Origin of the sequence: Aeromonas schubertii (assembly GCF_000820105.1) — a bacterium.
In the GTDB taxonomy this organism is placed as follows: Bacteria; Pseudomonadota; Gammaproteobacteria; order Enterobacterales; family Aeromonadaceae; genus Aeromonas; species Aeromonas schubertii.
This window is the reverse complement of record NZ_CDDB01000106.1, coordinates 1-14,202: the sequence shown is the minus strand read 5'-3', so window position 1 is coordinate 14,202 and position 14,202 is coordinate 1. Positions and strand designations below refer to the sequence as shown.

Here is a 14,202-nt window from a genome sequence, read left to right as displayed (position 1 = left end):
AGGCATAGCGTGTGCTCCGTCATCCTCTCTGCGACGGAACCGCTTATGTACCACACCCTTATCGCCGGCCTGTGCGAACAATTGGGCCTCCCCGCTCCGGCTATTGATCAGAGCGTTACCTCTTTTGCCATCGACGATGAACGGGTGGTAACCCTGGCCGAGGATGAGGGGCAACTGGTGCTCTATGTGTTGCTGCCCGACCACGGCATGCCCAACGCACCCCTGCTCTGGGATCTCGACAACTATCCCGTGTTTCAGTTGGGACGCTCCGAAGGGAGCACCCTGCTCTGGTGTCGTGAGTGGCTCGATCACCTCACGGTAGAGGGGCTTGCCTCGCTGCTGGAGCGAGCTCTCGAACTGGCCGACGATCTGCTGGCCCATCGCCGGGATCGGGTCGAGGCGCCGCGTGTCTCTCTGGCCCATACCCTGCGCGCCTAGATTCCCCCTGCGGGAAGGATTGTCAAACGACGATAAATTGCTAGACTAGGCGACTACCTAATAAGAGGTGTTTTATGGTCTGGCGCCTGCTGGCTCGTCTGCTTCTGGGGGGCTTTTTTCTCCTCTCGGGTGGCATCAAGAGCCTCTCTCCCGCTCTCTTCGTGCAACAGATCGATGCCTTCGGTCTGGTGTGGCCACCGCTGCAACCCCTGGTGGCCTGGGGACTCATCCTGCTGGAGCTGGTGGCGGGAGGGGCCGTGCTGATGGGGTGGCGCCGGGGTCTCTGGTTGATGATGGCGCTGCTGCTGCTGTTTATCGCCGTGCTCGGTTACGGGGTGGCCATCGATCTCGACATCGCTTGCGGGTGCCTGGGCAAGGCCGATCTGGGTTCGTTGCCCCAGGCCATAGGGCGGGATCTGCTGATGCTGGCCATGGTGGCCGCGCTGCTGGTGCCCGCGCCTTCCCTCTCTCTCCCAACCAAGGAAGTGTCATGATGAAAACCCGTTCCCTCTCCCTGCTCGCCTCGCTGGTGGCAGCCTCCCTGATGCTGGGCGGTTGCGGTGACAATCAGTTCGAGCAGGAGGTCAAGCTGGAGCAGAGCGCCGTGCAACTGGCCAACGAGACGGCGCAGGGCCACTACCGGCTGATGACGGTGGCCGAGCTCAAGGGGCGTATGGACAAGGGGGAGGAGATGGTCATCCTCGATACCATGCCGCTCGAGGCTTCCTACAAGAAGGGGCACATCCCGGGGGCCAAGAACTTCGTCTTCGTCAAGGAGGCCAAGGGCTCGCCGGTCTGGAGCGACATCGTGGAAGGGGAGGGGAGCGAGGCGCAGCTGCTGGCCCTGCTGGGTGAGGACAAGGAGCGCCCCCTGGTGATCTACTGCGGCTTCGTGCAGTGCGGTCGCAGCCATAACGCCGCCGCCTGGGCGGTGCAGCAGGGATATCGCCAGGTCTACCGGGTGCCGGGCGGCATCTTCGCGTGGAAGGGGGCCGGTTATCCCCTCGCCTCCGACTGAGACAAGAGACCCGCCATGTGGCGGGTCTCTTCGTTATCAAGGCGCCAGCTCGGCGAGCACCCTCTGCAACAGGCGGATCCGTGGCTCGACGGAGTCCAGATCCAGATACTCCTCATCGCTGTGAAAGCCGGCACCGACGGGGCCCAGCCCGTCCAGGGTCGGGATCCCCATGACCGCGGTCAGGTTGGCATCCGAGCCTCCGCCCACCGCCTGCCAGGTGATGGGGAGTCCGATCTGCTCGCCGCAGCGCTCCACCAGCGCCATCAGTCGCTCGGTCTCGGGGGAGGGGGTCATGGAGGGCTTGTAGGCCTCCCGGGTCAGGGTGATCCGGATCCCGTCACCGAAGGGGCGCTCGGCCATGGTGTGCAGGCTATCCTCCAGGGTCTGAAACGCCTGGTTGCTCCAGAAGCGCACATCCACCCAGGCGCAGGCCTGATCGGGGACTATGTTGGCGACGGCCCCTCCCTGGATGACGCCCAGGTTGAGGGTGGTGCCGTTCTCGATGTCATTGAGCGCGTCCAGGGCCAGGGTCCAGTGGGCCAGCTCGCGGATGGCGCTGCGCCCGGCGCGGGGATCGTTACCCGCGTGGGCCGCCTTGCCATGGGCCTCGATGCGATAGCGGGCCATCCCCTTGCGGGCCTTCACGAGTGAGCCATCGGCCCGGGCCGCCTCGGCCACCAGCACATGGCGGGCATCTTTGGCGACCGACTTGAGCCAGTCCTCGGAGTGGAGCGAGCCTATCTCCTCGTCCGGGTTCATGCAGATGCACAGGGAGAGGCGCGCGAGCAGGGCCGGGTCGAGCCCCCGTACTGCCCAGAGGATGTTGAGCAGCCCCGACTTCATGTCGGAGACACCGGGGCCGAAGGCACGGCTCCCCTCCACTCGCAGGGGGCGTGTGGCGGCGGTGCCGACCGGGAAGACGGTATCGAGATGGCCGATCATCAGCACATCGATGGGCTCGCCGGCCGGTCGGTTGCGGATCTCGAGGCCGACGCCGGCCGCGCCGCAATCCACTTCGGTCAGTTGCCAGCCGGTCAGGGGGGCGAAGTGGCCCTTCATCAGCTCGACCACGGTGCGGTTCCCCTCCCGATTCAGGGTGCCGCAATCGACATTGACCAGGGGGCGCAGAGCGGCCAGGTAGTCATTCAATGAGAAGTGCATAGGGGCCTCAGACGAGCAGGTTCATCAGCGCCATGGCGCCGAAGGCGTTGATGACAGAGATGGCGATCATCACCGGGATGTGGCGACCTTCGGTGCCGATAGGGCCCAGGATGCGGCCCAGATACTGGATCTGGGAGCCCATCAGGTAGATGGCCGGGGCCAGGATGGCGATCTGTCCACCGGTCAGGATCCCCTGATCGAACAGGGAGATGACCACTCCGACCGCACCGCCCATGGACATCCAGGCGCCGATCAGTACGGCAGCGGCCTCACCGGGCAGGCCGAACAACCCCATCACCGGAGAGAAGATCGTGCCCATGGCATCCAGGGCGCCGGTGAGTTGCAGCACCTTGATGATGACGAAGGCCATCAGCACGTTGGGTACGGTGGAGGTGGTGGCGATGGTCCATCCTTTGCGGGCCCCCTCGACGAAGATGTCGGTCACCATGGGCTTCTTGATCTGGCTCTGGCTCATTTATGCGGCCTCCTTCTGGGGTTGCGAGGTCTCTTCCCGGCCATCGGTCAGGTTGAGGTAGAGGCGAAACAGGTTGGCCCCGACAATCTTGAAGATGAACATCACCGCCACCGCGAGACCGATGGAGGAGCCCACGGCCAGAGAGCCGTCGGCCAGGGTCAGGGTGAAGAGGACGGCTCCGGAGGAGAAGAAGTTCACTATGGTGGCCCCGGCGGAGAACTGGAACATGGTGAAGACATCGGTCTCGCGCTGGGTCAGGTGTCCTTCATCCTTGAGCTGGCGGGTCATGGCGGCCCCTGCATCCGTGCTCTGCAAAGAGGCGATGAGGGCGAGCCCCGAGCTGCCCGGGATCCCCATCAGGGGCTTGAGCAGCGGGCTCAGCAGTTGGCGGGCGGCGCGCAGGGCACCGTAGTGCTCGAGCACATTGATCATGCCGAGGGCAAACATGACGGTGGGGATCAGGGTGAGGGCAAACAGAAAGCCGTCACGGGCACCGCTGCCCCCCTTGCCACGCAGATCGCTCATGGCGGTGGTGACCCCCTCGCTGCCCTGGCTGACCGACTGGACGACGGTACCAAAGGAGCCGTTGAGGGTGGTGAAGTCGAAGACGCCGAACCACTGCTTGGACTGCAGCAGGCCCGAGAAGAAGACGACGGCAAAGGCCAGGGCGAGGTAGCTCCCTATGCTGCGCCTCTCTTTGGTGGTTTCCTGAGATGACATTCGGTTTCCTTGGTTTTTTATGCTGAAAAATCACTAATTTATGGATGAGTGATTTTCCTCATGTGAGACCGAGGCTTATTGACCGATATCAAAGTAACAGGTGTGAGCAATGGCAAAAGTGTCAATAAAGTGCACTTTTGTGATGTTAATCAAGGGGGCATGAGTGAGGCCCGGCGAGTGCCGGGCCCGGGGGAGTCAGAGGGCAAGGCTCCGATTGTCGATGAGACGCGCCTTGCCGAGGAAGGCGGCCATCAGGATCACCGCCTCCCGGCTCTGCTCGTTCAGCGGGAGCAGGGTGTGGGCGTCGACGATGTCGATGGCATCGGTCTTGAAGCCGGCCTCGTCCAGGGCGCGGGCCCCGTCGCGAACCAGGGCCTCGAGGTCGCGCTCGCCGCCGGCCAGGCGATCGGCCAGGGTGTGCATCACCCGGGCCAGGGTGGGGGCGATGGCGCGTTCGGCGGCAGTGAGGTAGCCGTTGCGTGACGACAGGGCCAGGCCATCGTCGGCCCGCACCGTGGGCACGCCGACGATCTCGATGGGCATGGCCATGTCCTCGACCATCTGGCGAATGAGCGCCAGCTGCTGGAAGTCTTTCTGACCGAAGCAGGCCACATCGGGCTGTACCAGATTGAAGAGCTTGGTGACGACCGTGCTGACCCCGCGGAAATGGCCCGGGCGCAGGGCGCCTTCCAGCAGGGCAGACAGACCCGGTACCTCGACGAAGGTCTGGTTGGCCAGCCCCTTGGGATACATGACTTCCGGGGTCGGGGTGAACACCAGATCGGCGTCGGCGGCGCGCAGGGCGTCGCAGTCCTGCTCCAGGGTACGCGGGTAGTTGGCCAGATCCTCGGCCCGGTCGAACTGCATCGGGTTGACGAAGATGCTCACCACCACGCGCTCGGCGCGGGCGCGGGCCTCGGCCACCAGGGTCAGGTGCCCCTGGTGCAGGTTGCCCATGGTGGGCACGAAGGCGATGCGCTCGCCGGCGCGGCGCCAGGCGCTCAGGGTGGAACGAAGATCGGCGATCTGTGAGACAACCAGCATGAGATGAACTCCTAAGCTAAGGGGGCCTGTGGCCCCCTGACATCAGTTGAAGCAGTGCTCCGGCCCGGGGAAGGTTCCCTCGGCCACTTCCTTGATATAGAGGCGAACCGCGCCCCGCAGGTCGCCGGTCTCGGCCAGGAAGTTCTTGGTAAATTTGGGCACATAGCCGGAGGTGACGCCGAAGGCGTCGTGCATCACCAGGATCTGGCCATCGGTGACCGGGCCGGCACCGATGCCGATCACCGGGATGCGCAGGGCCTTGGTGATGCGCTCGGCCAGCGCCACCGGCACGCACTCGAGCACCAGCAGCTGGATGCCGGCCTCCTGCAGGGCCAGGGCCTGACGGTAGATCTCCTGGGCCTGGAACTCGTCGCGCCCCTGCACCTTGAAGCCGCCGAAGACGTGCACCGACTGGGGGGTCAGCCCCAAATGGCCGCACACCGGCACCCCGTTACGGGTCAGGTGGCGAATGGCGTCACACAGCCACTCCCCCCCCTCCATCTTGACCATGCGCGCACCGGCGGCCATCAGGCGGGCGGCGTTCTGGTAGGTCTGCTCGGGGGTGGCATAGCTCATGAACGGCATGTCGGCGATGACCAGGGCCTGGTCAGCCCCCTTGGCCACGCAGCGGGTGTGGTAGGCCATCTCGTCCATGGTGACGGCGAGGGTGTCGCTCCCCCCCTGCAGCACCATGCCGAGGGAGTCGCCGATGAGCAGCACATGGGCACCTTCGTCGTCGAACAGTCTGGCGAAGGTGGCGTCATAGGCGGTGATGGCGGTGAACTTCTGCCCCTCCTGCTTCATCTTCAGCAGGGAGGCGGTGGTGATCTTGCTCATTAAAGGCTCCTACACGGCAGGGGCCGGCGCCACGGCCATCAGGCCGTTACGCGGGCACTGGGCAACCAGGTCGGACAGGGGCGAGCCACAGGGCAGGTGCAGGTGAGGGGCGATCTCGTGCAGGGGGAGTAGCACAAACTCCCGCACCTTCATGCCGTAGTGGGGCACGGTGAGACGCTCGTGCTCCAGGGTGGCGTCACCATAGAGCAGCAGATCGAGATCCAGGGTGCGAGGTCCCCAGCGCTCTTCCTTGCGAACACGTCCCTGTTCCAGTTCGATACGTTGCAATGCATCCAGCAGCGCCAGGGGGGCGAGGTCAGTCTCCAGACCGACCACGGCGTTGACGTAGTCGGGTTGATCCCGGGGCCCCATGGGGCGGCTGGCATAGAAAGATGACGCCAGCACCAGTCGGCTCTGTGGCACCCCGCGCAGGGCATCGACGGCGCGCTGCGCCTGCTCGAGGGGGGCGTCCAGGTTGGAGCCGATGGCGACGAAGGCGAGGGTCATTACTCGGCGGCCGGCTTGCGGCGGCGCGGACGGCGCCGACGGTTGTTGCGCTTCTTCTCACCGCGCGGCTCGTCACGGCTGGCATCTCGCTGCAGCTGTTGACGGGACTCGGGGGCCGACTCCACATAGCGCTCCCACCAGCTGGCCAGCTCGCCGATGCCCCGCTCGACCCGGTTGCGCAGCAGCAGGAAGTCGTAGGCGGCGCGGAACTTGGGATGCTCCATGGCACGCTCCGGGTGGCGTCCCTGACGGCGGGTCAGACGGGTCTGCAGGGCCCAGATGTCGCGGATGTCGGTGGTGAAGCGGCGTGGCACGGCGATGACCCGGGTCTGGCTATCCAGCACCTCGTTGACCGCCATCATGAAGGCGTCGTGCCAGGGCAGGCCGCTCTCGTTCTCCAGTACCCGGGCACGACTCTCGACCGCACCCCACAACAGGGCGGCATAGAGGAAGGCGGGGGTGACGCGCTTGTCATCCTGCACCCGCTTGTCGGTATCGATCAGCGCCAACTCGATGAAGCGCTCGCAGACCGAGTCCCCGTTCGGGGTCAGCAGCGGGGTCAGCTGCGGGAAGAGCTGCTGGAACAGGTTGTAGTCGCGCAGCTGGCGATAGGTCTCCAGGGCGTGACCGGCCAGGAACAGCTTGAGGGTCTCCTCGAACAGGCGGGCCGCCGGAATATCTTGCAGCAGGGGGGCCAGCTCGCGGATCGGGGCCGCGGTGCGCGGGCTAATCTGCATGTCGAGCTTGGCGGCGAAGCGCACGGCGCGCAGCATCCGTACCGGGTCTTCCCGGTAGCGGGTCTCGGGGTCACCGATGAGCTCGAGGCGACGGGCCTGCAGATCCTCCAGACCACCGGCGAAGTCGTGCAGGGTGAAGTCTCTGGCGCTGTAGTAGAGGGCGTTAACGGTGAAGTCGCGGCGCTCGGCATCCTCTTCGATGGTGCCGTAGACGTTGTCGCGCAGCAGCATCCCCTCTTCGCTCTGGGCCGAGATGTGGCGGCTGTTGTTGACCTGATGGTGGTGACCGCGGAAGGTGGCCACCTCGATCACGTCGCGACCGAAGACGATATGCGCCAGGCGGAAGCGACGGCCGATGAGCCGGCAGTTGCCGAACAGGGCCTTGATCTGCTCCGGGGTTGCCTCGGTGGCGATGTCGAAGTCCTTGGGGGTCTTCCCGAGCAGCAGGTCACGGACACCACCCCCCACCAGATAGGCCTCGTAGCCGGCCTTGTTCAGGCGGTAGAGCACCTTGAGCGCATTCTCGCTGATCTCCTTGCGCGAGATGGAATGCTCGTCGCGGGAGAGGATGCGGCGTTCATGGATGACGGGGGCGTGCTGTTCGGATTCCATCTGCATGCCGTCCTCTTCCTTGCCTAGCACCTTGCGGCAAAAGTTTGCGATCTGGGAAAAAATGGTACACCTCGATAACTCTGTTTGACGGGAGGCCAAAAAATAGCGGCCTATGATAGCTCAGGCCCGACCAAATGAAAAACCATCTAGCCCGCTACCGGCGAGGGCAGGCTGATCTGATGCGGCACCCGTGCCGGTTGCCAGTGGGCAATGGCCCATTCGAGCAGTGGCTCCGGGGGGGCGCCGTGCAGATCGCCGGGGGCCGGATGACCGAGAAAGGCCAGGGCCGCCAGCAGGGGGGCGGCGGGGTCCTCCGGCAGGGCGCGGGCATGGTTCTGCTTGGAGAGCTTGCTGCCATCGGGCTGCACCGCCAGCGGCAGATGAACCCAGGCGGGGACGGTCGCCCCCAGGCGCTGGTAGAGGGCTATCTGGCGCACCGTGGGCTCGAGCAAGTCGGCCCCGCGCACCACCTCGGTGATGCCGCTGTCCATGTCATCGACCACCACGGCCAGGTTGTAGGCATAGAGGCCGTCGCGCCGGCGCACGATGAAATCCTCTTCGGCCAGGGCCGGCGCCACTGCGATGCGTCCCTGCAGGGCATCGTCGAAGTGATAAACCGGGTGGCGTTGGCGCAGCCGGGCGGCGCAACCCGCCGGATGGAGCCCCAGCTCCCGGCAGCTGCCGGGATAGAGGCCACCGGCCGCGGCTATCTCGCGCCGGGTGCAGCGACACCAGTAGAGATCGCCGCTCTGGTAGAGGCGCTCGATGATCTCGTCGTAACGCCCATGACGCCGGCTCTGAAACATCACCTCCCCATCCCAGGTCAGGCCGTAGCGCTCCAGGGTGCGCAGGATCAGATCGCTCGCGCCCGCCATCTCCCGTGGCGGGTCTATGTCCTCGATGCGCACCAGCCAGCGTCCCCCCCGGGCCCGCGCCTGCAGATAGCTGCCAAGGGCCGCGACCAGGGAGCCGAAGTGAAGAGGGCCGGAGGGGGAGGGGGCAAAGCGCCCGACATAGGCTGGTGTCATGGTATCAAGGCAGAAGTCGCTCGGTTGGGCTAAGCATTCTGCGCCCCTGACAGAAAAACTCAAGTGTATGGCGACGCCGTCACGATGTCATGGCACGTATTTTGATGTGGTTCTGGGCTGTGGGGGCACTCCCCCTTGCTCTTGGCGACTCGATTCGCCTTCCGTCATGGTTTGGCTGCCCTCGGGCGGCCATTTTTTCCGGTGGCAGGTGAGTATGGCGATATTGGCACGGGAGCTGCTAACCCTTCAGGGTCCTGCCCGCAGGATGTGTGTGTTCATTTCAGGTATTGGACTGGCCGGTCGGCCAGTCCGTTTTTTTTATATGCGTGTGAGGGTGTGTTTGCTGGCGCCCCAAGATGGGGCGCCTTTGCGTCCTAGTTGTGCAGGTTACGGCTGTCGATGGCCAATTTACCTATCATCTTGCCCCCCTCCACGATGCGATGGGCCTCGGCCAGGGTGGCCGGGGTGAGTCGGTCCAGGGCGCGTGTCAGGGTGGTGCGCACCGAGCCCTCGTCCACCATGCGGGCCACGTCGGCGAGCAGATCCCCCTGGCGCTGCATATCTGCGGTCTTGAACAGGGATCGGGTGAACATGAACTCCTGGCTGAAGGTGACGCTCTTGGCCTTGAGCAGGGAGAGATCCCAGGGCTCATCCGACTCGGCGATGGTGCAGATCTGGCCCAGAGGCGCGATGAGATCCGCCATGCTCTGCCAGTGTTGCTCGGTCGCGTTGGTGCAGAAGATATAGTCGACCCGGTCGATCCCCTCGTCGGCCAGTGCGGCGGTGAGGTTGTGATGGTTGACCACCTTGTGTGCGCCCAGGCCAGAGACCCAGTCGTGGCTTTCAGGGCGCGAGGCGGTGGCGATCACCTCCACGTTAGGCAGCAGGCGGCGCGCCAGCTGGATGGTGATAGAGGCGACCCCACCGGCGCCGCCGATGATGAGCAGGCGGCCCCGGCTCTCGCCACTGAGGCCCAGACGCTCGAACAGGGTCTCCCAGGCGGTGATGGTGGTCAGGGGCAGGGCGGCCGCCTCTACATCGCTGAGGCTGCGGGGGGCGAGGGCGACGAGGCGCTCATCCACGGTCTGCAGTGCGGCATTGCTGCCGGGGCGGCTGATGTCGCCGGCGTACCAGACCCGATCGCCGGGCTTGAAGCCGGTCACGTCGCTGCCGATGGCGATCACCTCACCCACCGCATCCCAGCCCAGCACTCGCGGGGCCGGCTCGACCTTGGCCTTGGGGGCGCGCACCTTGACGTCGACCGGGTTGACCGAGACGGCATTGACCCGCACCAGCAGATCACGGGGGCCGGGCTCGGGGGCTTGCAGATCGACCTCGAGGAAGCACTCCGGATGATCGCTTGGCAGATAGTGGGTCAGGGCAATGGCTTTCATGTGTTGGCTCCGTGGCATGTATCAGGATTGGTCGCCACTCTAGCGCCTGCTATTATCCAGATTAAGATGGGTAATTAAGAAAGAGTGTTCGTATAAATGAACAATCAGCCACTCGACCTCATGGGTCTGTTTGCCGTATTGGTGGAGCAGGGGAGTTTTACCGCCGCCGCCGAGCTGCTCGGCATGCCCAAGTCTTCGGTGAGCCAGAAGCTGGCCCGCCTGGAGGCGCATCTCGGGGTGCGGCTGCTGCAGCGTACCACCCGGCGTCTGCACCTCACTCCCCAGGGGGAGGCCTACTATCAGCACTGCCGGGCAATACGGGAGCGGGCGAGTCAGGCCGCCAGAGAGATGAGTCTGTTGCAGGAGACGGCGAGCGGACGGCTGCGGATCACGGCGCCGGAGGCGACCGGTATCCTCTTGCTCGGTGGTTGGCTGGCCGGGTTTCAGCAGGCCTATCCCGGGGTCAGCATCGAGCTGGTGCTCTCCGACGAGCAGCGGGATCTGATAGGGGAGGGATTCGATCTGGCGATGCGGGCGGCGCCCCTCAAGGATTCGAGCCTCATCTGTCGCAAGGTGGGGGCGGTACCCCGCCACCTGGTGGCCTCACCCGCCTATCTGGCGCGGCGAGGGGAGCCCCATACCCTGGCCGAGCTCAGTCAGCACGAGTGCCTGGTGCACCACTCCCTGCCCCTGTGGCCTCTGGGGGAGCGCCCCTTCACGCCACCCTCCCGCACCCAGAGCAACAGCCTGCTGGCCTTGCACCAGATGGCGTTGGGGGGGGCCGGCATCGCCCTGCTACCCCTCCATCTCTGTGGCGACGCCTTGGGTGAAGAGCGGTTGTGCCGGGTGTTGCCCGATCTGGCGATCCCCGATAACCCCTTCTACTTCGTCTACCCGAGCCGGGAGTATCTGGCTCCCGCCCTGATCGTCCTGATGGAGTGGGTGCAGCAGCGACTCCCCTTTGCCCCCGCCTACTCCTGAGCGGGGTGAACCGGGTGGTTGCCGAGGGGAACCGATTGTCGTTCGGCCAGCATGCGGATCTGGGACTCGACGGGCCCGGCATTGGGGCCCAGCACCAGCACCAGCTGATGGTCGTTGATGATCATCCAGGAGAGGCAGCCGAGCTGGGGGAGCCGGCTCTGATCCACCCGCCCCATGCTCTCGACCCTCAGGCTGAGACGGGTCAGGCAGACGCTGATGGCTTGCAGGTTATCGAGCCCGCCCAGGGCCTTGAGATACTGGATCGCCAGCATCTGGGGATCCCCCGAGGGGGCGCAGGCCGCGGTGGCGTGGCCCAGGGGAGTGAGGCGACTGAGCTTCTCGCCGTCCAGCAGCAGCCAGAAGGTGAGGGCGTAGATCACGAAGAAGAGGATGCCGATGGGGATGAGCCAGAAGGCGTTTACCCCGCTCGGGGCGCACAGCAGCAGATCGAGCAGTCCGGCCGAGAAGTAACTGCCCACCTCGATGCCGATCATCTTGCACAGGGCCAGGGAGAGGCCGGTGAGCAGGGCGTGGGCCAGAAACAGGCGCGGTGCCGTGAAGGCAAACAGAAACTCGATGGGCTCAGTGATGCCGAGCAGGGCCGAGGTGAGGGCCAGGGTCAGCAGCATGCCGCCCTGGGCCTCCTTGCGCTGGCGCAGCCGGTGTAGCCAGATGGCCAGGGTCGCCCCCGGCAGGCCAAACATGATGATGGGATAGAGGCCGGCCACAAACTCGGAGTGGGGAGGCAGGGCCTGGGCCAGGGCATCCAGATCGCCGGTGCCGATCCCGACCAGGCTACCCAGCACCTGATGCAGGCCGAAGGGGATCAGCAACCGGTTGAGCACCCCGTAGCAGAAGGCCCCGAGCGGTGTGTCGAGCAGGCGCTGGGCGAGCAGCACCACCCCCTGCTCGAAGGCCGGCCAGAGACCGGCCAGCGGCAGCACCAGCAGCAGGCAGGCGAGGGCCGAGAGCAGCATGGCCAGGGGCTCTCCCTGCAGAGGGTGCAGGGCCCTGGGGAGCCGCACCGTCATGGCCCAGGGCCAGCAGAGGGCCACCGTCAGGCCCGCCAGCAGGCCACACATCATGTCCGCGTGCAGATGGGGGAGCAGGCTGTCCATGGCGCTGGAGAGCAGCAGATAGCCTACGGCTCCGGTCAGCGCCTGTCCTCCGTGGCCCCGCTCGCTCAGACCAAAGGCGATGGCGATGGCGTAGATGAGGGGCATCTGGCTAAAGAGGGCCTGGCCGGTGAGGCTCAAGGCGGGGAGCTGCAGATCACCGAGGCGGATCAGCAGGGCCGCCAGGGGCAGCAGAGAGACCGGCAGCATCAGGGCGTAGCCGAGTCGCTGCAGGGTCTTGGTCAGGGGACGAGTCAGGTGCATGCCGAGGATCTGAAATGTGATACGGCGCACAGTTTACCCTAATCATCCCCATTTGGGGATAGCGTTTTCGGCTCGGGTGTCAGGATGCCTCGAACAGCGCCCGCACCTCCGCCCGCGGCGGCGGGGTCAGCCAGGTGGCTACCAGGAAGGCGGCCAGGGCCAGCAGCAGGCTCGGCACTATGGGGTGCAGCCCCCAGGGCTTGATGGCCAACTGGGTGAGCAGACCATAGCCGGTGGCGCCGGTCAGCATGCTGGCAAGCGCCCCGGCGCCGTTGGCGCGTGACCAGTAGAGGCCGAGCACCAGGGGCCAGAGGAAGACCGCCTGCAGGCCGCCGAAGGCGAGCAGGTTGAGCCAGATGATCATCTCGGGGGGCTCGAGCGCGGCCACCAGCACCAGGGCGCCGAGGATCAGGGTGCACAGCAGGGAGAGGCGCGGCACCTGGACCCTCATCCGCTCCTCGCTCGGGCGCATATAGTTGACCCAGAGATCCTTGACCAGGGTGGCCGAGGCCTGAATCAGCTGGGAGTCGATGGTCGACATGATGGCCGCCATGGGGGCGGCGAGGAAGACCCCGGCGAGCCAGGGGGGCAGCACCTCCATCATCAGCGAGGGCATGATCTTGTCGGGGCTCTCCATGCCCGGCAGGATGGCGCGCCCCAGGGCGCCGGCCAGGTGCATGCCGAACATCAGAAACGCGCTCACCAGGGTGCCGATGAGGATGCCCCGGTGCAGCGCCTTGCTGTCCCGATAGCCAAAGCAGCGCAGGGCCGAGTGGGGCAGGCCGATCACCCCGAGGCAGACCAGCACCCAGAAGCTCAGCATGAAGGGCTGGGTCAGCAGATCGCCTGCCCCGGAGGGGCTCACCAGCTTGGGATCGATCTCCTTCAGTCGGTGCACCAGATTGGGTAGGCCGTCCCCCGCCACCAGGATGCCCCCGAGCAGGGCGGCGGTGCCGATCACCATGATGAGCCCCTGCAGGGCGTCGGTCATCACCACGGCCCGAAAGCCGCCGATCACCGTATAGAGCAGCACACAGCCGGCAAACAGCAGCAGTCCCTGCTGGTAGGAGAGGCCGGTGGCGGTCTCCAGCAGGCGCGCCCCGCCGATAAACTGCACCACCATGGTGGCGATAAAGGCGAGGACGATGGTGAGCGAGCCGACGATCACCACGGCGCGGGAGTGGTAGCGGGCCCACAGCATGTCGTTGATGGTCACCGCATTGACCCGGCGGGCGATGATGGCGAACTTCTTGCCAAGCACCCCCAGGGTGAGCCAGACGGTGGGCAGCTGGATCATCGCCAGCAGCACCCAGCCGAGCCCCACCTTGTAGGCGGCACCCGGCCCCCCGATAAACGACGAGGCCGAGGTATAGGTGGCCACCAGGGTCATGGCGAGCACCAGGCCCCCCATGCTGCGGTTGCCGATGAAGTACTCGCTCATGAAGTTGCCACCGCTGCGGTGGCGACTGGCCCAGAAGCCCACCGCCAGCACCAGCAGCAGATAGACCAGCAGGGGCAGCAGCAACTCAGGGTTCATGACCGGACTCCCCGTCGTTGAGCTCCACCTCGACGAAGAGGCGATCGACCATGAGCGCGCACAGGGCGATAAACAGCAGGGGCATCAGGATGCAGCTGAGCAGAAACCAGAGCGGGATGCCCCACAGCTCGATGGCTTCGGGCACGGCGTAGGCGCTGGCGTACCAGGCGACGAAATAGAGCAGGGCCAGTCCGAGGCAGAGCAGGGCTTCCCGGCGGGCAAGGGCAAAGCGATTCACCTTGGCCTCCATCAAAACGGGGGGCGCAGAGGATAACAAAAAAGGGCCGTGTCGCCACTAATGCCAGTCAGTTAAGACTGACTGGCATTGTTTTTA

General features: G+C 65.5%; 16 protein-coding genes. 4 read left to right on the top strand and 12 right to left on the bottom strand.

Annotated elements, in window-relative coordinates; genetic code table 11:
- Positions 1–45 precede the first annotated feature (45 nt).
- From BN1133_RS18505 to BN1133_RS18495, 3 genes are all read left to right on the top strand, one after another.
- Positions 46–438: a CesT family type III secretion system chaperone gene (locus BN1133_RS18505; RefSeq protein ID WP_050667919.1), complete on the top strand. Its 393-nt coding sequence runs from the start codon at positions 46–48 to the stop codon at positions 436–438.
- 74 nt (positions 439–512) lie between these two features.
- Positions 513–932: a MauE/DoxX family redox-associated membrane protein gene (locus BN1133_RS18500; protein WP_050667918.1), complete on the top strand. Its 420-nt coding sequence runs from the start codon at positions 513–515 to the stop codon at positions 930–932.
- Entirely contained in the window at positions 932–1,456 is a 525-nt protein-coding gene (locus BN1133_RS18495) for a rhodanese-like domain-containing protein (RefSeq protein ID WP_136614671.1), read from the top strand. The genes BN1133_RS18500 and BN1133_RS18495 overlap by 1 nt, the downstream gene beginning before the upstream one ends.
- Positions 1,457–1,492: 36 nt before the next feature.
- Here BN1133_RS18495 and BN1133_RS18490 read toward each other — a convergent pair whose 3' ends face one another.
- The 9 genes from BN1133_RS18490 to BN1133_RS18450 form a co-directional block, all read right to left on the bottom strand.
- Positions 1,493–2,617 carry a M20 family metallopeptidase gene (locus tag BN1133_RS18490; RefSeq protein WP_050667916.1) on the bottom strand — a complete coding sequence of 375 codons (1,125 nt, stop codon included), beginning with the start codon at positions 2,615–2,617 and terminating at the stop codon, positions 1,493–1,495.
- Between the two features lie 7 nt (positions 2,618–2,624).
- On the bottom strand, positions 2,625–3,092 hold the full coding sequence (locus tag BN1133_RS18485) for a YjiG family protein (protein ID WP_050667915.1): 468 nt from the start codon (positions 3,090–3,092) through the stop codon (positions 2,625–2,627).
- Positions 3,093–3,812, bottom strand: coding sequence for a nucleoside recognition domain-containing protein (locus BN1133_RS18480; RefSeq protein ID WP_050667914.1), 720 nt, complete (start codon positions 3,810–3,812; stop codon positions 3,093–3,095).
- 195 nt (positions 3,813–4,007) lie between these two features.
- Positions 4,008–4,856, bottom strand: a complete 849-nt coding sequence (panC, locus tag BN1133_RS18475; RefSeq protein ID WP_050667913.1) for a pantoate--beta-alanine ligase — start codon at positions 4,854–4,856, stop codon at positions 4,008–4,010.
- Between the two features lie 42 nt (positions 4,857–4,898).
- A complete protein-coding gene (gene panB, locus BN1133_RS18470; protein WP_050667912.1) occupies positions 4,899–5,693 on the bottom strand; it encodes a 3-methyl-2-oxobutanoate hydroxymethyltransferase in 795 nt (264 codons plus the stop codon).
- Positions 5,694–5,702: 9 nt separating this feature from the next.
- Entirely contained in the window at positions 5,703–6,200 is a 498-nt protein-coding gene (gene folK / locus BN1133_RS18465) for a 2-amino-4-hydroxy-6-hydroxymethyldihydropteridine diphosphokinase (RefSeq protein WP_050667911.1), read from the bottom strand.
- Positions 6,200–7,648, bottom strand: a complete 1,449-nt coding sequence (pcnB, locus tag BN1133_RS18460; protein ID WP_050667910.1) for a polynucleotide adenylyltransferase PcnB — start codon at positions 7,646–7,648, stop codon at positions 6,200–6,202. Before pcnB ends, folK begins: the two co-directional genes overlap by 1 nt.
- A gap of 47 nt (positions 7,649–7,695) precedes the next feature.
- On the bottom strand, positions 7,696–8,577 hold the full coding sequence (gene gluQRS / locus BN1133_RS18455; protein WP_050667909.1) for a tRNA glutamyl-Q(34) synthetase GluQRS: 882 nt from the start codon (positions 8,575–8,577) through the stop codon (positions 7,696–7,698).
- A gap of 374 nt (positions 8,578–8,951) precedes the next feature.
- The gene (locus tag BN1133_RS18450) at positions 8,952–9,971 is read right to left on the bottom strand and encodes a zinc-binding alcohol dehydrogenase family protein (protein WP_050667908.1); all 1,020 of its coding nucleotides are present in this window, start codon (positions 9,969–9,971) and stop codon (positions 8,952–8,954) included.
- Between the two features lie 96 nt (positions 9,972–10,067).
- Here BN1133_RS18450 and BN1133_RS18445 point away from each other — a divergent pair, with 96 nt between their 5' ends.
- Positions 10,068–10,952 (top strand): LysR family transcriptional regulator, encoded by an 885-nt coding sequence (locus BN1133_RS18445; RefSeq protein WP_050667907.1) that lies wholly within the window; start codon positions 10,068–10,070, stop codon positions 10,950–10,952.
- On the opposite strand, the gene BN1133_RS18440 is transcribed toward BN1133_RS18445, so the two are convergent.
- The 3 genes from BN1133_RS18440 to BN1133_RS18430 all read right to left on the bottom strand — a co-directional run bounded on the left by BN1133_RS18440 (position 10,943) and on the right by BN1133_RS18430 (position 14,106).
- A complete protein-coding gene (locus tag BN1133_RS18440) occupies positions 10,943–12,331 on the bottom strand; it encodes a PTS transporter subunit EIIC (protein WP_050667970.1) in 1,389 nt (462 codons plus the stop codon). The two genes, BN1133_RS18445 and BN1133_RS18440, sit on opposite strands and share 10 nt — an antisense overlap.
- 79 nt (positions 12,332–12,410) lie before the next feature.
- Complete coding sequence (panF, locus tag BN1133_RS18435; protein WP_050667906.1) at positions 12,411–13,868, bottom strand: sodium/pantothenate symporter; 1,458 nt, start codon at positions 13,866–13,868, stop codon at positions 12,411–12,413.
- A complete protein-coding gene (locus BN1133_RS18430; protein ID WP_050667905.1) occupies positions 13,858–14,106 on the bottom strand; it encodes a DUF997 family protein in 249 nt (82 codons plus the stop codon). Before BN1133_RS18430 ends, panF begins: the two co-directional genes overlap by 11 nt.
- Positions 14,107–14,202 lie beyond the last annotated feature (96 nt).